This window comes from Streptomyces sp. NPDC017225, from assembly GCF_044331465.1.
In the GTDB taxonomy this organism is placed as follows: Bacteria; Actinomycetota; Actinomycetes; order Streptomycetales; family Streptomycetaceae; genus Streptomyces.
This window is the reverse complement of the sequence record NZ_JBIRNE010000003.1, coordinates 76,973-95,491: the sequence shown is the minus strand read 5'-3', so window position 1 is coordinate 95,491 and position 18,519 is coordinate 76,973. Positions and strand designations below refer to the sequence as shown.

The 18,519-nt window shown below is 72.4% G+C and carries 12 protein-coding genes; 8 read left to right on the top strand and 4 right to left on the bottom strand.

Annotation, left to right across the window (positions count from 1 at the left end):
- Positions 1 to 52 precede the first annotated feature (52 nt).
- Complete coding sequence (locus ACH4NX_RS07660) at positions 53 to 2,332, bottom strand: FdhF/YdeP family oxidoreductase (protein WP_398127704.1); 2,280 nt, start codon at positions 2,330 to 2,332, stop codon at positions 53 to 55.
- Between the two features lie 282 nt (positions 2,333 to 2,614).
- On the opposite strand from ACH4NX_RS07660, the gene polA reads away from it, so the two are divergent.
- The gene (gene polA / locus ACH4NX_RS07655) at positions 2,615 to 5,341 is read left to right on the top strand and encodes a DNA polymerase I (RefSeq protein WP_351391978.1); all 2,727 of its coding nucleotides are present in this window, start codon (positions 2,615 to 2,617) and stop codon (positions 5,339 to 5,341) included.
- A 610-nt stretch (positions 5,342 to 5,951) separates the two neighbouring features.
- On the opposite strand, the gene ACH4NX_RS07650 is transcribed toward polA, so the two are convergent.
- Positions 5,952 to 6,806, bottom strand: a complete 855-nt coding sequence (locus ACH4NX_RS07650; protein ID WP_398127703.1) for a DUF4184 family protein — start codon at positions 6,804 to 6,806, stop codon at positions 5,952 to 5,954.
- 239 nt (positions 6,807 to 7,045) lie between these two features.
- Between ACH4NX_RS07650 and ACH4NX_RS07645 the strand changes: the two genes are divergently transcribed.
- Positions 7,046 to 8,872 (top strand): lytic transglycosylase domain-containing protein, encoded by a 1,827-nt coding sequence (locus ACH4NX_RS07645; RefSeq protein ID WP_398127702.1) that lies wholly within the window; start codon positions 7,046 to 7,048, stop codon positions 8,870 to 8,872.
- Between the two features lie 149 nt (positions 8,873 to 9,021).
- Here the strand turns inward: ACH4NX_RS07645 and hrpB are convergent, their stop codons facing one another.
- Positions 9,022 to 11,520 carry an ATP-dependent helicase HrpB gene (gene hrpB, locus ACH4NX_RS07640; RefSeq protein WP_398127701.1) on the bottom strand — a complete coding sequence of 833 codons (2,499 nt, stop codon included), beginning with the start codon at positions 11,518 to 11,520 and terminating at the stop codon, positions 9,022 to 9,024.
- A 117-nt stretch (positions 11,521 to 11,637) separates the two neighbouring features.
- On the bottom strand, positions 11,638 to 12,300 hold the full coding sequence (locus ACH4NX_RS07635) for a class I SAM-dependent methyltransferase (protein WP_351398977.1): 663 nt from the start codon (positions 12,298 to 12,300) through the stop codon (positions 11,638 to 11,640).
- 536 nt (positions 12,301 to 12,836) lie between these two features.
- On the opposite strand from ACH4NX_RS07635, the gene rpsA reads away from it, so the two are divergent.
- The 6 genes from rpsA to ACH4NX_RS07605 all read left to right on the top strand — a co-directional run bounded on the left by rpsA (position 12,837) and on the right by ACH4NX_RS07605 (position 18,504).
- Positions 12,837 to 14,357: a 30S ribosomal protein S1 gene (gene rpsA, locus ACH4NX_RS07630; RefSeq protein WP_351398979.1), complete on the top strand. Its 1,521-nt coding sequence runs from the start codon at positions 12,837 to 12,839 to the stop codon at positions 14,355 to 14,357.
- A 187-nt stretch (positions 14,358 to 14,544) separates the two neighbouring features.
- Positions 14,545 to 15,483, top strand: a complete 939-nt coding sequence (locus tag ACH4NX_RS07625; protein ID WP_351398981.1) for a PAC2 family protein — start codon at positions 14,545 to 14,547, stop codon at positions 15,481 to 15,483.
- Between the two features lie 131 nt (positions 15,484 to 15,614).
- Complete coding sequence (gene coaE, locus ACH4NX_RS07620) at positions 15,615 to 16,220, top strand: dephospho-CoA kinase (RefSeq protein ID WP_351398983.1); 606 nt, start codon at positions 15,615 to 15,617, stop codon at positions 16,218 to 16,220.
- Between the two features lie 88 nt (positions 16,221 to 16,308).
- Complete coding sequence (locus tag ACH4NX_RS07615; protein WP_345589356.1) at positions 16,309 to 16,689, top strand: tetratricopeptide repeat protein; 381 nt, start codon at positions 16,309 to 16,311, stop codon at positions 16,687 to 16,689.
- A gap of 50 nt (positions 16,690 to 16,739) precedes the next feature.
- Entirely contained in the window at positions 16,740 to 17,690 is a 951-nt protein-coding gene (locus ACH4NX_RS07610; RefSeq protein ID WP_398127700.1) for an acyltransferase domain-containing protein, read from the top strand.
- Between the two features lie 127 nt (positions 17,691 to 17,817).
- Entirely contained in the window at positions 17,818 to 18,504 is a 687-nt protein-coding gene (locus ACH4NX_RS07605) for a class I SAM-dependent methyltransferase (RefSeq protein WP_351398988.1), read from the top strand.
- Positions 18,505 to 18,519 lie beyond the last annotated feature (15 nt).

Below are 18,519 nucleotides of genomic sequence, written 5' to 3'. Positions count from 1 at the left end.
GCCTGACTCGCCGGCCGGCCCGGTGCGGCCGGCGGCTCGACTGAGCAAACGCTCAGTCGGTCGCCGATTGTTCCAGACGGACGACGACGGACTTGCTGGCCGGGGTGTTACTGGTGTCCGCCGTGGCGTCCAGCGGCACCAGGACGTTGGTCTCCGGGTAGTACGCCGCCGCACAGCCCCGGGCCGTCGGATAGTGCACGACGCGGAAACCGGGCGCCCGCCGCTCCACCCCGTCCTTCCACTCGCTGACCAGGTCGACGTACGAGCCGTCCCGGACGTTCAGCGTCCGGGCGTCCTCCGGGTTGACCAGGACGACCCGGCGGCCGTTCCTGATGCCCCGGTAGCGGTCGTCCAGGCCGTAGATCGTGGTGTTGTACTGGTCGTGCGAGCGCAGCGTCTGGAGCAGCAGCCGCCCCTCGGGCAGTTCCGGGTACTCGATCGGCGCGGCGGTGAAGTTGGCCTTGCCGGTGGCCGTCGGGAAGCGGCGCTCGTCGCGCGGGGCGTGGGGGAGGGCGAAGCCCCCGGGGTGCGCCACGCGCGCGTTGAAGTCCTCGAAGCCGGGGATGACGCGGGCGATGCGGTCGCGGATCGTCGCGTAGTCCTTCTCGAACTCCTCCCACGGCGTGCGGCTGTCCGCGCCCAGTACGCGGCGTGCCAGCCGGCACACGATCGCCGGCTCGGACAGCAGCCGCGTGCTCGCGGGCTCCAGCCGGCCGCGGGAGGCGTGCACCATGCCCATGGAGTCCTCGACGGTGACGAACTGCTCGCCGCCGCTCTGGAGATCGCGCTCCGTACGGCCCAGCGTCGGCAGGATCAGCGCACGCGCGCCGGTGACGGCGTGCGAGCGGTTCAGCTTCGTCGACACGTGCACGGTCAGGCGGGCGCGGCGCATGGCCGCCTCGGTGACCTCGGTGTCGGGGGAGGCGGCGACGAAGTTGCCGCCCATGGCGAAGAAGACCTTGGCCTCGCCGTCGCGCAGCGCGCGGATGGCGCGTACGACGTCGTAGCCGTGCTCGCGCGGCGGGGCGAAGCCGAACTCCCTCTCCAGGGCGTCCAGGAAGGCGGGCGCGGGGCGCTCGAAGATGCCCATGGTGCGGTCGCCCTGCACGTTGGAGTGGCCGCGTACCGGGCAGACTCCGGCGCCCGGGCGGCCGATGTTGCCGCGCAGGAGGAGGAAGTTGACGACCTCGCGGATGGTGGGCACGGAGTGCTTGTGCTGGGTCAGGCCCATCGCCCAGCACACGATGGTGCGCTTGGAGGCGAGCACCATGCGCAGGGCGTCCCCGATCTCCGCGCGGGTGAGGCCGGTCGCGGTGAGCGTCTCGTCCCAGTCGGCGGCGCGGGCGGCCTCGGCGAAGTCCTCGTAGCCGTGGGTGTGTTCCTCGACGAAGGCCTCGTCGACCGCGCCCTCGGTCTCGAGGATCAGCTTGTTGAGGAGCCGGAACAGGGCCTGGTCGCCGCCGAGGCGGATCTGCAGGAACAGGTCGGTGAGCGCGGCGCCCGCGGTGAGCCCTTTGGGGGTCTGCGGGTTCTTGAAGCGCTCCAGGCCGGCTTCGGGCAGCGGATTGACACTGATGATCTTCGCGCCGTTGGCCTTGGCCCGCTCCAGGGCGGAGAGCATGCGCGGGTGGTTGGTGCCCGGGTTCTGGCCGGCCACGATGATCAGGTCGGACTTGTGGAGGTCCTCCAGGAGGACGCTGCCCTTGCCCACGCCGATGGTCTCGCCGAGGGCGGAGCCGGACGACTCGTGGCACATGTTGGAGCAGTCCGGCAGGTTGTTGGTGCCGAGCTCGCGTGCGAAGAGCTGGTAGAGGAAGGCGGCCTCGTTGCTGGTGCGGCCGGAGGTGTAGAAGACCGACTCGTCGGGTGAGTCCAGGGCGGCGATCTCCTCGGCGACGATGTCGAAGGCGCGTTCCCAGGTGATCGGTTCGTAGTGCTCGCCGCCCTCGGGGAGGTACACCGGGTGCGTGAGCCGGCCCTGCTGGCCCAGCCAGTAGCCGCTGCGGGTCGCGAGGTCGGTGACGGGGTGCGCGGCGAAGAACTCCGGGGTGACCCGGCGCAGGGTGGCCTCCTCGGCCACGGCCTTCGCGCCGTTCTCGCAGAACTCCGCCTTGTGCCGGTGCTCCGGCTCCGGCCAGGCGCACCCCGGGCAGTCGAAGCCGTCCTTCTGGTTGACGCTCAGCAGGGTCAGCGCGGTCCGCCTCACGCCCATCTGCCGCTGCGCCATGCGCAGGGTGTGGCCGATGGCCGGGATGCCCGCCGCCGCGTGCTGGGGGGCTGTGACCTGCGGCGCGTCCTGAACCGGATCACCCTTGGGCGGCTTGGTGGCCATCGCGCGCTCCTTCGCGTACACGTGTGAGGTACGTCTCCGATCCTCGCACGCCCCGCCGGCACCGAGGACGGCCGGGCGGGCCGGGCCCGGTGGCGGTGGCCGCGACGGGTGCGGGGCCGGTCCTGTGCCGCCGGGCCGGAGCCGGGCTCTGGAGGGGTGAGGCCCTGAAGGGGCGCGGAACCGAGCGGCCGGCTGTGAGGTGTCCGCGGCGCGGGAGGGCCGCGCCCGTGCCCCGGGTGAGCGCGGGGCGGAGTGTCAGTGGTCCGTGGCAGGATCGGGGACGTGGCCAAGACAGCAGCGAAGAAGACCGACAGCACCTCCGGCGGCGGCCGTCCGCGCCTGATGCTCATGGACGGGCACTCACTGGCGTACCGCGCGTTCTTCGCGCTGCCCGCGGAGAATTTCACGACCGCGACGGGCCAGCCGACCAATGCGATCTACGGCTTCGCGTCGATGCTGGCCAACACGCTGCGTGACGAGACGCCCACGCACTTCGCGGTGGCGTTCGACGTGTCCCGCAAGACCTGGCGGTCCGAGGAGTTCACGGAGTACAAGGCGAACCGCTCCAAGACCCCGGACGAGTTCAAGGGCCAGGTCCAGCTGATCGGCGAGCTTCTCGACGCGATGCACGTCTCCCGTTTCGCCGTCGAGGGCTTCGAGGCGGACGACGTGATCGCCACGCTCGCCACGCAGGCCGAGGCCGAGGGCTTCGACGTGCTGATCGTCACCGGCGACCGGGACTCCTTCCAGCTGGTCAGTGAGCACACCACGGTCCTGTATCCGACCAAGGGTGTCTCCGAGCTGACCCGGTTCACGCCGGAGAAGGTCTTCGAGAAGTACGGACTGACCCCCGCCCAGTACCCCGACTTCGCCGCGCTGCGCGGCGACCCGTCCGACAACCTGCCGGGTATCCCGGGTGTCGGCGAGAAGACGGCCGCGAAGTGGATCAACCAGTTCGGGTCGTTCGCGGAACTGGTCGAGCGCGTCGACGAGGTCAAGGGCAAGGCCGGGCAGAATCTGCGCGACCACCTGGAGTCCGTCAAGCTCAACCGCCGGCTCACCGAGCTGGAGCGGCGGGTCGAGCTGCCGAGGACGGTCACCGAGCTGGAGCGGCCCGCGTACGACCGCAAGGGCGTCGCGATGATCCTGGACACCCTGGAGATCCGCAATCCCTCCCTGCGGGAGCGGCTCTTCGCCGTCGATCCCGGCGCCGAGGAGGCCGAGGAGACGCCGGTCGTGGCGGACGGCGTGGAGCTGGACGGCACGGTGCTGGGCACGGGCGAGCTGGCCGGCTGGCTCGCCGAGCACGGCACGCGGCCCCTCGGTGTCGCCACGGTCGACGCCTGGGCGCTGGGCACCGGTTCGGTCGCCGAGGTCGCGCTCGCCGCGGCCGACGGGAAGGCCGCCTGGTTCGACCCGTCCGAGCTGGACGAGGCCGACGAGACGGCGTTCGCCGACTGGCTGTCCGACGCGGACCGGCCGAAGGTCTTCCACAACGCCAAGGGCGCGATGCGCGTCTTCGCCGAGCACGGCTGGAGCGTCGCCGGTGTGGGCATGGACACCGCGCTCGCCGCGTACCTGGTCAAGCCGGGCCGCCGCTCCTTCGACCTGGACGCGCTGTCCCTGGAGTACCTGCACCGCGAGCTGGCCCCCGCCGCCGCGGCCGACGGCCAGCTGGCCTTCGGCGCGGACGAGGGCGCCGAGGCCGAGGCGCTGATGGTGCAGGCCCGCGCGATCCTCGATCTGGGCGAGGCCTTCGAGGGCCGCCTGGCCGACGTCGGCGCCGCGGACCTGCTGCGTGACATGGAGCTGCCCACGTCCGCGCTGCTGGCCCGCATGGAGCGGCACGGCATCGCGGCCGACCGGGCCCACCTGGAGGCCATGGAGCAGATGTTCGCGGGCGCCGTGCAGCAGGCGGTGAAGGAGGCGCACGCCGCGGCCGGACACGAGTTCAACCTGGGCTCGCCCAAGCAGCTCCAGGAAGTCCTCTTCGGCGAGCTGAATCTGCCCAAGACCAAGAAGACCAAGACCGGTTACACCACCGACGCCGACGCCCTGGCCTGGCTCGCGGCCCAGACCGAGAACGAACTGCCGGTGATCATGCTCCGTCACCGGGAGCAGGCCAAGCTGCGCGTCACGGTCGAGGGCCTGATCAAGACGATCGCCGCGGACGGCCGCATCCACACCACGTTCAACCAGACGGTCGCCGCGACCGGCCGCCTCTCGTCCACGGACCCGAACCTGCAGAACATCCCGGTCCGCACGGACGAGGGCCGTGCGATCCGCCGCGGCTTCGTCGTCGGCGAGGGCTTCGAGTCCCTGATGACGGCCGACTACAGCCAGATCGAGCTGCGGGTGATGGCCCACCTGTCCGAGGACGAGGGCCTGACCGAGGCGTTCACCTCGGGCGAGGACCTGCACACCACCGCCGCCGCGCAGGTCTTCTCCGTCGAGCAGTCCGCCGTCGACGCGGAGATGCGCCGCAAGATCAAGGCCATGTCGTACGGCCTGGCGTACGGCCTGTCGGCGTTCGGCCTCTCCCAGCAGCTCAACATCGAGGCCGCCGAGGCCCGCGGTCTGATGGACGCCTACTTCGAGCGGTTCGGCGGCGTACGGGACTATCTGCGCCGCGTCGTCGACGAGGCACGGGCGACGGGCTACACGGCGACCCTCTTCGGCCGCCGCCGCTACCTGCCCGACCTCAACAGCGACAACCGCCAGCGTCGCGAGGCGGCCGAGCGCATGGCGCTGAACGCCCCGATCCAGGGCACCGCGGCCGACATCGTCAAGATCGCCATGCTCAACGTGGACAAGGCGCTGCGCGAGGCCGGCCTGGGGTCCCGGATACTGCTCCAGGTCCACGACGAAATCGTCCTGGAGATCGCCCCCGGCGAGCGCGCGGCGGCGGAGGAACTCGTCCGCCGTGAGATGGCGGACGCGGTGCGGCTCAGGGTTCCCCTGGGCGTCTCGGTGGGCGCGGGCCCGGACTGGGAGTCGGCGGCGCACTAGCCTCTGGGCGGCCGGCGGCCGGCGGCCGCCGGCGGTACGGGGCCGGGGATCGGCGGCGTGTCTTCGGGCTCGCGCCGTCCTCGGGGCCCACGCGGGCGTACTCGCCAGGCCGGGGCACGGGGCAGGGGGGATGACGGGCGCGGGGCAGGGGGATGGGCACGGGGCACCGTCACCACCCGGCCCACGCCCGGACGCCCCCGCCCGCACCGCGGGGCCCGTCACTCAGGTGGCCCCCGCGGAAACGCCCCCGCTCCTGTCTCCCGTGAGGATGCGGGCATGGGTATACGCATGCTCCACCACCGGACGACACCGGCACGGGCAAGCACAGACGGACCCGCCCGCGTGCCACTCCTACGAGTCCCGGTCGTCGCGCCGGGAGCAAGTACCGGCCGCATCCCCGCCACTGTCACGACGGCCCTGCGCCGCACCGCGGCAGACCTCCGCCGCAGACTCGCCCACCGGGAGCCGACCGCGGCCACCTCGCGCGAGACGCCCGCCTGGAGCCTGTGGGCCGACCTGGCCCGCGGCTACCTGGCGCTCGCCCTCACACTGCTGCCGCGGTCACGCCCCGCCCACACCTTCACCGTGTTCGTCGCGCCCGCCGACCCCCTCAGCGGAGGACCCGGCGGTCCGGCTCCGTACCGACACCTCCCGGGCTTCCGGGGGCCGGAGCCGGGCGCCGCACCCTGACCGCCACGGCGTACAGCAGCAGCCCCGGGGCGAGTCCGGCACCCGCTCCGAAGCACACCGTCGGGATCAGCTCCCAGGGCTTGGCGACCTCTCCCCAGTAGTCCCACCACCGGGTCGCCCGCCTCACCGCCCCGGCCACCGCACAGCCGCCCAGCAGCGCCCCGGCCCACCACCGGTCCCGTACCGAGAGGACCGGGACACCCAGTGGCTCCGTCCGGGGCGTCCGGCGCAGCGCCCGCGCCAGGAACACGGCGATGACGACCGCGGCCACCGCGGAACCGCCGTACTGGAGGTACCAGTAGAGCGGCGAGCCCGCGATCTCCCGGCCGAGGGCGGGGAAGACCCGCATCCCCCAGCGGTCGAGGTGCGTGAACGCGTCCCACACCACGTGTGTCAGCGCCCCCAGCACCGCCGACACGTACCACCGCGCCACGAGGGACGGCCGCACGCGCGCGCGGGCGGTCCCGCAGCGCAGCAGGGCGGCGGCGCGTCCCTGCCGGGTCCGCGGCAGCAGGGCCACGAGCGGTTCGCGGACCAGCAGCCACAGCCCCACCAGCGCCCACGCGATGATCACATCGATGGTGAAGACGCCCGGGAAGGAGTGCGTGACATCGCCGAACTCCATCGCCCCGGACAGGAAACTCGCCGCGTAGTAGGTCATGTCGGGCGCGAAGGTCCCGGCCACCAGCACGGCCGGGACCAGCCGTCCCCGGCCGGTGCCGTCGCCCCGTACGGCGGGCAGCACGGCGGCCGCATGACTGAGCGTGAAGGGCAACGAAACTCCTCATATGGCCAACTGGTGAAAATCGGGCACGAACGGGTGCCCGCGCAAAGCAAGTTGTCGTAGGGTCGCCTGCGGCACCGTACTGGTCGAACAGACGAACAACACGCCCGGAAAGTTGCGGTGCAACCATCGCCCCGGACCGGTCGTCACAACAGGGCGGGTACCACGGGCGAGACAGCCGAGGGCCGACGGAGACGGACGCGCGGGCGTCCACGGGAGGGATTCACTCTATGGCGGCGCACTTCGACAGGAGACTCCGCAAGGCGGCGGTCACCACCACCGTGGCGGCGGTCGCGGTCGCGGCCCTGTCCGCGTCCCAGGCTCCCAACGTGACGGCCGACTCCCACGGCAGACAGACCACCGCCGACAACGCGCCCGCGTCCGACACGCCGCCCTCGGAGAGCGCCACCGGCAACTCGCCGTACTACACGGACCTGCCGCCGCTCAAGAGCCCGAGCCCCGCACCCACCATCGGCACCCCCGCCTCCCGGGGCACGTCCGAGGCGGGCATCCCCGCGACCGTCCTCGACGCCTACAAGAAGGCCGAGTCGGCGCTGCGCCAGTCCAAGCCCGGCTGCAACCTGCCCTGGCAACTCCTCGCGGCCATCGGCAAGGTGGAGTCGGGCCAGGCCCGCGGCGGTCGCGTCACCGCCGACGGCACCACCACCAGCCCGATCATCGGCCCGCAGCTCGACGGCAACGGCTTCGCGCTCATCAAGGACACCGACAACGGCGTCCACGACGGCAACAGCGACTACGACAACGCCGTCGGCCCCATGCAGTTCATCCCCTCCACCTGGGCGTGGGCGAGCCGCGACGGCAACGGTGACGGCAAGGAAGACCCCAACAACATCTACGACGCCGCGCTCGCCGCCGGCCACTACCTGTGCCGCTTCGGCTGGGACCTGTCCACGCAGGCCGACCTCAACAGGGCGATCCTCAGCTACAACAACTCGCAGGACTACCTGCGCACGGTCCTGTCGTGGCTGGAGCACTACCGCAAGGGCACCCACGAGATCCCGGACGGCACCGGCACCCTGCCCGTGGACCGCAGCGACGACGACACCGACGTGACCGGGCCCAGCCCCTCGCCCGGCGGAACCGGCGCGAGCACCGGCCCCCAGGCCCCGGGCACGCGGCCGCCCGGCCCCGGGAAGCCGGACAAGCCCACCGAGCCCAGCGCGCCCGCCGATCCCACCAAGCCGTCGGACCCGGGCACCGGCTCCCCGAGCCCCCGCCCGACCGAACCGGCGGACCCGGAGACGCCGCCGGAGACCCCGACCCCGACCCCGACCGACACGGTGCACCACCTGGAGAACGCCGGCGCCACGGGGCTCACCGCGATCGCGGGCGACACGTTCACCAAGAAGATCAGCACCCGCGCCGAGACCAAGGCCGGAAAGGCCGTCGGCAAGGTACGGATCCGCTTCACCGTCCTGGGCGACACGGACGCCACCTTCGCCGGCGGCGAGAAGTTCGCCGCGGTCACCACCAACGCCGCCGGAGTGGCCGTCGCGCCCGCGCTGGTGGCGGGTGAGAAGACCGGCGGGTTCACCGTGCGCGCCACCGTCGTCGGCCGCGCCGTCGCCGGCCTGGACTACAGGGCCACCGTCACCGAACGCGTCGCCGACGCCCTCGCGCGCACCGGCGACAGCGCCCTGACCTGTACGCCGGGCGGCGCGTTCGCCGACCGGGTCGCGGTGAAGGCCACGCACAAGGGCGCCGCCGCGGACAAGGTCGCCGTCACCGCCACGCTCGTCAAGTCGGTGCTCGACCCGGCCGAGAACGACAAGGGCCCCTTCTTCAAGGACGCCGACGGCAAGGCGGTCCGCACCCTGACCGGCCTGAGGACCGACGCCAAGGGCCTGCTGACGCTGCCGAAGCTGTACGCGGACGACACCACCGGCACGTTCGTGCTCCGCCTCACCACGGCGGGCGGCGCCACGCTCGACGTCCGGCTGAAGGTCGCCGAGGCCGAGACGGAGCCGTCACCGGCCCCGTCCACCGACGCCTCGCCCGGCGCGTCCACGGAGCCGTCGACCGAGCCCGGCGCGTAGACCCGACCGCTGCCCGGACACCCGAGGGCGCCCCACCGCTTCGGCGGCGGGGCGCCCTCGTGCACCGAGCCGCTCGGCCACTCAGTCACTGAGCCACTCGGTCACTTCGTCCCTCCGCCACCGCCACTTCGTCCCTCCGCCACTCCTCACTACTTCGCGAGCCGCGCCTTCGTGTGCCGCGTCGGCTCCGCCGTGGCCGGATCCTCGGGCCACGGATGCTTCGGATACCGGCCGCGCAGCTCCGCCCGTACGCCCTTGTAGCCGTCCTTCCAGAAGGAGGCCAGGTCGGCGGTGACCGCGGCCGGACGGCCGGCGGGGGAGAGGAGATGGACGAGGAGCGGCACCCCGGCGATCTCGGGCGTGTGCTGGAGCCCGAACATCTCCTGCAGCTTCACCGCCAGGACCGGCCGGCCGGGGTCGCCGTAGTCGATCCGGATCCTGGACCCACTGGGGACGACGATCCGCTCCGGGGCGAGTTCGTCGAGCCGTGCCGCCTCGCCGTGGGCCCAGGGCAGCAGCCGCGCCAATGCCTGCCCGGCGTCGATCCGGGCCAGGTCGGCCCGCCGCCGGGCCCGGCCCAGCTCGGGTTCCAGCCACTCGTCCACGCGCGCGTGCAGCGCTTCGTCACCGACGTCCGGCCAGGGCTCGCCGAGCCGCCGCCGCAGAAAGGCGAGCCGCTTGCGCAGTACGTCCGCGTCGGCCGGCCAGCGCAGCAACCCGAGCCCTTCCTGCCGCAGCCCCTCCAGCAGCGCGCTCCGTACGAGACCGGGGTCGGCGGCGGGGAGTGAGCGCGCGGCGAGCTCCACGGCCCCGAGCCGGTCGACACGCCGGGCCACGACGTCGCCGTCGCCCCAGTGCACCTCCTCCCGCCGCTCCAGTAGTGCCCCCGCCGCGAGCCGGGCCGTCGCCTCGTCGACGGCCGCCCCGAGCTGCACGCGCGCGTGCCCCTTCCCCACGGGCCGGTCGGCCACGGCGACCGCGATCCACGGGGCGCCGCGCAGCGCCGATGCCTCCGGCAGCTCGGCCCGGGTGCCGGAGACCATCAGATACGAACCGCCGTCCTTCCGGGCCACCCGCTCGGGAAAGGCGAGAGCGGCCACCAGTCCGGCGAGAGCGTCCTCCGTGAGGCCCCGTGTCCGCCGGCCGTTCCCTTCCTCCTCCACGGCGCCCCGCAGCCGCCGCACCTCGCTGCGCCACCGCGTTCCGTAGGCGTCACCCGCGCGCCGGGCGGCCCGCAGCGCGGACGCCAGGTCGTCCCCGTACTCCCGGGGCGGCTCCTCACTGAGCAGAGCGACCACCTCGACCACCGCGCGCGACGCGCCCGCGTCGAGCAGTGCCCGCCCCAGCCGCGGATGCAGGCCCAGGCGGGCCAGACGCACGCCCCGCGCGGTGGCGCGGCCGGCGGAGTCCACCGCGCCCACGGCCGTCAGAACCGACCGGGCCGCCGCCATCGCCCCGCCCGGCGGCGGATCGAGCAGCGCCAGCCCGGACGCGTCAGGGTCACCCCAGCAGGCCGCCTGGAGCGCGAACGCGGTCAGGTCGGCCACCTTGATCTCCGGCGCCGGGAACCGCGGCAGACGGGCGTCCTCCGCCTCCGCCCAGCAGCGGTACACCGCGCCCGGTGCCTCCCGCCCCGCCCGCCCGGCCCGCTGCCGTGCCGCCGCCCGCGAGGCGCGGACCGTCGTCAGGGCGCTCAGCCCGCGCGCGTGGTCCACCCGAGGCTCCCGAGCCAGCCCCGCGTCCACGACCACCCGCACGCCCGGGACCGTCAGCGACGACTCGGCCACCGCGGTCGCCAGCACCACCCGGCGCCGCGACCCGGGGACCAGCACCGCGTCCTGCACGGCCGCCGGTGCCCGCCCGTGCACCTGGAGCACGTCGACGCCGACGGGACTTCCCAGCTGTCCGGCGACCCGGGTGATCTCCCCGACGCCCGGCAGGAAGCACAGCACGTCCCCGTCCCGCTCCGCCAGCGCCCGCCGTACCACCGACGCCACGTGCGCGAGCAGGGCAGGGTCCACCCGCATCCCGTGCGGCGGCCGTACCGGACGCGCCGGCGGGGCCCACACCACCTCCACGGGGTGCGACACGCCCTGTGCCTCGACGACCGGCGCCCCGCCCAGCAGCCGGGCCCAGCCCTGCGCGTCGGTCGTCGCCGACGCGGCCACCAGCCGCAGCTCCGGCCGCAGCGTCTGCCGCACGTCCCACAGGAACGCCGCCGTCGTGTCCGCGTCCAGATGCCGCTCGTGGCACTCGTCGAGCACCACCACGTCGACGCCCGTCAGCTCCTGGTCCCGCTGGAGCCGCTGCAACAGCACACCGGTCGTGACGACCTCCACGCGCGTGTGCCGCCCCACGACCCGCTCACCGCGCACGGTGTACCCGACGCTCGCGCCGGGCTTCTCACCCAGCAGCCACGCCATGCGCCGGGCCGCCGCCCGCGCCGCGATCCGCCGCGGCTCGGCCACGACCACACGCCGCGCGGGGCCCTCGCCCAGCAGACCGGCCAGGACGAGCGGCACCAGCGTCGTCTTGCCGGTGCCGGGCGGCGCGACCAGCACCGCGGTGCCGTGTTCCTCCAGGGCCTCGTGCAGCGCGGGCAGGGCACCGCGTACGGGCAGGGCGTCCAGGGCGTCGTAGCGGATCACGCCCCCAGTGTCGTACGCCGGCGAAACCACCCTCCACGCGCGTGTGCCCGCGGGTGGTGTCGGTGAAGCCGTTCTCCTGCGCGCGTACGCACGCAGGAGGACGTGGACGACGTGGACTCAGTCGCGCTCGCACACGAAGATCGCCGTGCCCGGGATGAGATGCCCGCGCAGCGGCGACCAGCCGCCCCATTCGGAGGTGTTCCACTCCGGCCACTCCGGCTCCACCAGGTCCACCAGCCGGAACCCCGACGTCACGACGTCACGGACGCGGTCGCCGAGCGTCCTGTGGTGCTCGACGTACACCGCGAGGCCTTCGTCGTCCTGCTCGACGTACGGCGTGCGGTCGAAGTAGGAGGCGGACACCGACAGCCCCTCCGGGCCCGGCTCGTCCGGGAACGCCCAGCGCACCGGGTGCGTGACGGAGAAGACGAAGCGGCCACCCGGCCGCAGCACCCGGCGCACCTCCCGCAGTACCAGTCGCGGGTCGGCGACGAAGGGCAGCGCCCCGTACGCCGAGCAGGCGAGGTCGAAGGAGCCGTCCGCGAAGGGCAGCACGGCGGCGTCGGCGCAGACCAGGGGGACGGCGCCGCCGATGCGCAGGGCGTGCTGGAGCTGGCGGTGGGAGAGGTCCAGGGCCACCGGACGGGCGCCCTGGGCGGTCAGCCAGCGCGAGCACTGGGCGGCGCCGGCGCCGATCTCCAGGACGTCCTTGCCCTTCAGCTCCTCCGGCGGGCCGAGCAGCTCGGCCTCCACCTCGTCCAGACCCTCGGGGCACCACACGAAGCGGTCGTCGCCGAGGAAGGTGCCGTGCTCGACCTGGTACTCGTCCGCGTTCCGGTCCCACCAGCCGCGGTTGGCGCGGGAGCTCTCCGTGACACCGGCGGCACGCCGGGTGGCTTCGGGCTCGGCCCCTGTGGCTTCGGACGTCTCGGGCTCTTGGATGACCGGCTCCCTGGTATTAGTCTGCGGGCTCTTCCGTGCCGCCTGCCCCGCGTGTCACGCAAGGGCCGTACGGGGGTCCGCGTGGCCTCGGGAGACGGCTTTTGTGCCGGGTATGCGGTGATCCGCCCCGGGTGTGCGGCTTCGCGCATTGACCCTGCCCGGCTGCCCCCGTATGCTACAAGTTGCGCTGCGGGCCTGCGCACCTCAGACGTAGCAGGTCGCGCTCGCATCTGTTGTATGTCCCCTCGGTTCTCGAGGTGTCACCCCTGGTTTCGGTGACGCTTCCTTGGCTGTCCGGCTTCGGCAGAGCGAAACGGGCTCCCGGCGTAAGCAGTACCTACGACTTCAATGTCCGTACCGGAGCCCTTTCCCACATGACGAGCAGCACCGAGACCACCGCCACCACCCCGCAGGTTGCGGTCAACGACATCGGTAACGAGGAAGCCTTCCTCGCCGCGATCGACGAAACGATCAAGTACTTCAACGACGGCGACATCGTCGACGGCGTCATCGTGAAGGTCGACCGGGACGAGGTCCTGCTCGACATCGGTTACAAGACCGAAGGTGTCATCCCGAGCCGCGAGCTCTCGATCAAGCACGACGTCGACCCCAACGAGGTCGTCGCCGTCGGTGACGAGATCGAGGCCCTTGTTCTCCAGAAGGAGGACAAGGAAGGCCGCCTGATCCTCTCGAAGAAGCGCGCCCAGTACGAGCGGGCCTGGGGCACGATCGAGAAGATCAAGGAAGAGGACGGCATCGTCACCGGTACCGTCATCGAGGTCGTCAAGGGTGGTCTCATCCTCGACATCGGCCTCCGCGGCTTCCTCCCGGCCTCCCTGGTCGAGATGCGCCGTGTCCGCGACCTCCAGCCCTACGTGGGCAAGGAGCTCGAGGCGAAGATCATCGAGCTGGACAAGAACCGCAACAACGTGGTCCTGTCCCGCCGTGCCTGGCTCGAGCAGACCCAGTCCGAGGTCCGCCAGACGTTCCTCACGACCCTCCAGAAGGGTCAGGTCCGTTCCGGCGTCGTCTCCTCGATCGTCAACTTCGGTGCCTTCGTGGACCTGGGTGGCGTCGACGGCCTGGTGCACGTCTCCGAGCTGTCCTGGAAGCACATCGACCACCCCTCCGAGGTTGTCGAGGTCGGCCAGGAGGTCACCGTCGAGGTTCTCGACGTCGACATGGACCGCGAGCGTGTCTCCCTGTCGCTGAAGGCGACCCAGGAAGACCCGTGGCAGCAGTTCGCCCGCACCCACCAGATCGGCCAGGTCGTGCCCGGCAAGGTCACGAAGCTGGTGCCGTTCGGTGCGTTCGTCCGCGTGGACGAGGGCATCGAGGGTCTGGTCCACATCTCCGAGCTGGCCGAGCGCCACGTGGAGATCCCGGAGCAGGTCGTCCAGGTCAACGACGAGATCTTCGTCAAGGTCATCGACATCGACCTCGAGCGCCGTCGCATCAGCCTCTCGCTGAAGCAGGCCAACGAGGCCTTCGGTGCCGACCCGTCGGTGGTCGAGTTCGACCCGACCCTGTACGGCATGGCCGCGTCGTACGACGACCAGGGCAACTACATCTACCCCGAGGGCTTCGACCCCGAGACCAACGACTGGCTCGAGGGCTACGAGACCCAGCGCGAGGCGTGGGAGACCCAGTACGCCGAGGCGCAGACCCGCTTCGAGCAGCACCAGGCGCAGGTCATCAAGTCCCGCGAGGCGGACGAGAAGGCCGCTGCCGAAGGCGTCGACACGGCGGGTGCGGCTCCGGCCGCGTCCAGCGGTGGCGGCGGCGGTGGCGGCGGCGGCTCGTACTCCTCCGAGGGCGGCGACAACTCCGGCGCCCTGGCGTCGGACGAGGCGCTGGCCGCGCTGCGCGAGAAGCTGGCCGGCGGCCAGAGCTGACCGCAGGCTGAGCAGGAGCTCCTCATCGAGCGCCAGCTCGTGAACCGAGGGCCCGTACCCTTCCCGGGGTGCGGGCCCTCGGCGTGTTCACAGCCGCCGCCCGTCCGTCCGTTCGGGGAGCGCGCGGGGAATGCCCGGGCCAGGGCCCTTGTTGTCCGGTAGGAACACGAGGAGGGGAGCGGTCACTGTGCTTGATCCGCAGGGTTTGTACGCATGGGAGCCGAAGGGCTTGGCCGTCGTCGACATGGCACTCGCCCAGGAGTCGGCCGGACTGGTCATGCTCTACCACTTCGACGGATACATCGACGCCGGCGAGACCGGCGACCAGATCGTCGACCAGGTGCTCGACTCGCTGCCCCACCAGGTCGTCGCCCGCTTCGACCACGACCGGCTCGTGGACTACCGGGCGCGTCGGCCGCTGCTGACCTTCAAGCAGGACTCCTGGACGGACTACGAGGAACCCACCATCGAGGTGCGGGTCGTCCAGGACGCCACCGGAGCACCGTTCCTGCTGCTCTCCGGCCCCGAGCCGGACGTCGAGTGGGAGCGCTTCGCCGCGGCCGTACAGCAGATCGTCGAGCGGCTCGGGGTCCGTCTCTCCGTCAGCTTCCACGGCATCCCCATGGGCGTCCCGCACACCCGCCCCGTCGGCATCACCCCGCACGGCAACCGCACCGACCTGGTGCCGGGCCACCGCAGCCCCTTCGAGGAGGCGCAGGTCCCCGGCAGCGCCGAGGCGCTCGTCGAGTACCGGCTCATGCAGGCCGGCCACGAGGTGCTGGGTGTCGCCGCGCACGTCCCGCACTACATCGCGCGCTCCCCGTACCCGGACGCGGCACTGACCGTCCTGGAGTCGATCACCGCGGCGACCGGCCTGGTCCTGCCGGGCGTCGCGCACTCCCTGCGCACGGACGCCCACCGCACCCAGACCGAGATCGACCGGCAGATCCAGGAGGGCGACGAGGAACTGACCGCCCTCATCCAGGGCCTGGAGCACCAGTACGACGCCGCCGCGGGCGCCGAGACCCGCGGCAACATGCTCGCCGAGCCCGTCGAGATCCCGTCGGCGGACGAGATCGGCCGCGAGTTCGAACGGTTCCTGGCGGAGCGGGAGGGCGACGGCTGACGCCGCCCGCCGGCACAGGGGAGAACCCCGCCGGTCCGGGGGCAGACCTCCGACGGCCGGGGGAGAGCCCCGTCGCCCCGCGGGACGGGGCGGCACCGGTCGGCGCACCGGCAGGCCCTAAGCTTCCGCTCATGCTGAAGGTTGGCCTGACCGGTGGAATCGGCGCCGGCAAGAGCGAGGTGTCACGGCTGCTCGTCGAGTACGGCGCCGTACTGATCGACGCGGACCGGATCGCGCGCGAGGTCGTCGCGCCGGGTACTCCGGGGCTCGCCGCGGTCGTGGAGGCGTTCGGTGAGGACGTGCTCACCGGGGACGGCAGCCTGGACCGGCCGAGACTCGGCTCCCTCGTGTTCGCCGACCCGGAGAGACTGGCCGTGCTGAACTCCATCGTGCACCCCCTGGTCGGCGCCCGCTCCCGCGCCCTCGAGGAGGCCGCCGCCGAGGACGCCGTCGTCGTCCACGACGTCCCCCTGCTCACGGAGAACGGCCTGGCACCGCTGTACGACGTCGTGGTCGTCGTGGACGCCGACCCCGCCACCCAGCTCGACCGGCTGGTACGGCTGCGCGGCATGACCGAACCGGACGCACGCGCGCGGATGGCCGCCCAGGCGACGCGGGAGCAGCGGCGGCGGATCGCGGACGTGGTCATCGACAACGACGTACCACTGGACGAACTGCGGACCCGCGTGCAAGAGGTGTGGGGCGAGCTGAGCCGCAGAGCGCACGCGTCGCGCTGAACGCCCCGGCCCCAGCCGTCGGGGCCGCCGTCGGAATAGCCGTCCACGCGCGGGCGTTGATCCCTTCGAGTGAGGGAAGGACTCTGCCGTGCCCGAGACCAGTGGTTCGACCGGACGTACGCCGGAGACGGATGTCATCGACTTCCGTGCCGCTGAGCAACTGCTCGCGGCACGGGACCCGCAGGGCGCGGTGAAACTGCTCGATGGGGTCATCGCCACGCATCCGGAGAGTACCGCCGCGCGGCTGCTGCGCGCGCGTGCGTTCTTCGCGGCGGCGCAACTGAGACCGGCCGAGCTGGAGTTCACCATCGTCCTGGAGCGTGAGCCGGACAACGCGTTCGCGCACTTCGCGCTCGCCCGCACCTATGAGCGTCGTGGGTGCCCCGACCAGGCCAGGCGCCACTTCCGGCTGGCGGCGGCTCTCGACCCGAATCCGGAGTACCTGCAGCAGGCGCGGTTCGACTCCTGAGGCGCGCTTCTTCTTCTGACGGTCAGGGAGACGACGAGGGGGACCCAGCCGTGCCAGTGGACCGACCCGCCCTGCCGGACGGACCCGTCCTGCCGGACCCCGACGACCTGCCCGAGGTACTGCTCGACCTGGCGGTGCCGCACGAGGACATCAACGCTCTGGTGCGACTGAGCGGGGCGGTGACGCGCGACGCCGGAGTGACGCGGCTGCTGGAGGAGTGCGTCCAGGAACTGGTGCGGGACTTCGGCGAGGTGACCGGCGACAGGGAGGGCGTGCGGCGGTTCGGGGAGCGTATCGCCCAGGCTCCACAGACGCTGGGGGCGTACTTCGCCGCGTACGTGTTCGTCGCGGCGCTGCCGTACACGCGCGCGTACCACCGGGAGCGCGGCGTGGCGGCCGAGGTCACCCGGCACACCCTGGCCGACCTGGGGCGGAACATGGCGAGCCACCGCAGGCGGCACGGCAAGGGCGGGGTGCGGGCCCCGCAGTGGCTGACGCACCACTTCCGGGGAGAGCTGTACCAACTGGGGCGGCTGCAGTTCGAGCGGGCCACGGTCGGGCAGCGCACGGCGCCGGTGCTGCGGGCGGCCGGGCTGGACGCGGAGCCGGACGAGCCCTGTGTGAACCTGCACATCCCGGACTACCGCGGGCCGCTGACACCGGCCGCCTGCGACCGCTCGCTCACGCTCGCCAGGCAGTTCTTCCCCCGGCACTTCCCCGAGGAGCCGTACCGAGCCGCGATGTGCCACTCCTGGCTTCTCGACCCGCAGCTGAAGAGGTACCTGGCCGCGGACTCCAACATCGTCCGTTTCCAGGAACGCTTCCGGGTGACGCGCGAGGACACCGAGCCGGCCGACGAGGAGCCGATCCGCTTCGTCTTCGGGAACTCCCGTCTGCCGGTCGAGGAACTGCCGCGCCGCACCTCGGTGGAGCGGGCCGTCGGGGACCATCTGCGGGCGGGCGGCCACTGGTACATCGGACGCGGCTGGCTCCCGTTCTGAGGGCCGGCTCCTGTACTGATCCTCCCGGGCCCGGGCCGACCGGCGTGAGGTCACCCGATCAGGTGAACTGATCCCGGATGGGAACGGGCGTGCGAGAGCGGTCCGTTGGACGGGCATGGAGCTGAGAATGCGAGAGGGACACCAGGGGACGGGGCCCGGAGCGATCACCCCGGACGGCTGCGCGGTCGAGCTCTATTCACGGCTGCCCGCCGGAGCCGAGCCGGACGTCGTCGCCGCCGCGGCGCCCGCGGGCGCGCGCGTCCTCGAGCTGGGCAGCGGCGTGGGGCGCATGACCCACCCGCTGCTGGAGCGGGGCTTCGCCGTCACCGCGGTGGACGAGTCCGCCGAGATGCTGGAGCACGTGCGCGGGGCACGGACCATACGCAGCCCGATCGAGGACCTCGACCTGGGCGAGAGCTTCGACGTGGTGATGCTGGCGTCGTTCCTCGTCCACGCCGGCGACGTCGAGGTGAGACGGGGGCTGCTGCGCACCTGCGCCCGGCATGTCGCGCAGGACGGCTGTGTACTGATCCAACGGGAGGGCGAGGACTACCACACGAACCTGCCGCGTGAGCGGGTGGACCCCAGCGGTTTCACCGTGCGGATCGTGTCGTCGGAACCGGTCGGGGACGGCGTCAACTCGGTACGGGCGGAGTACGAGTTCCCGGACGCGGTCTGGACGCAGACCTTCCGGGCCAGGCCGCTGAGCAGGCAGCAGTTCGAGGAGGCACTGAGGGAGGCGGGACTCGGGGTGGACCGGTACCTGACCGACGACGGGACCTGGGTGAGGGCGATCCCCCTGAACGGAAGATAGGGCATCGGCGATGAG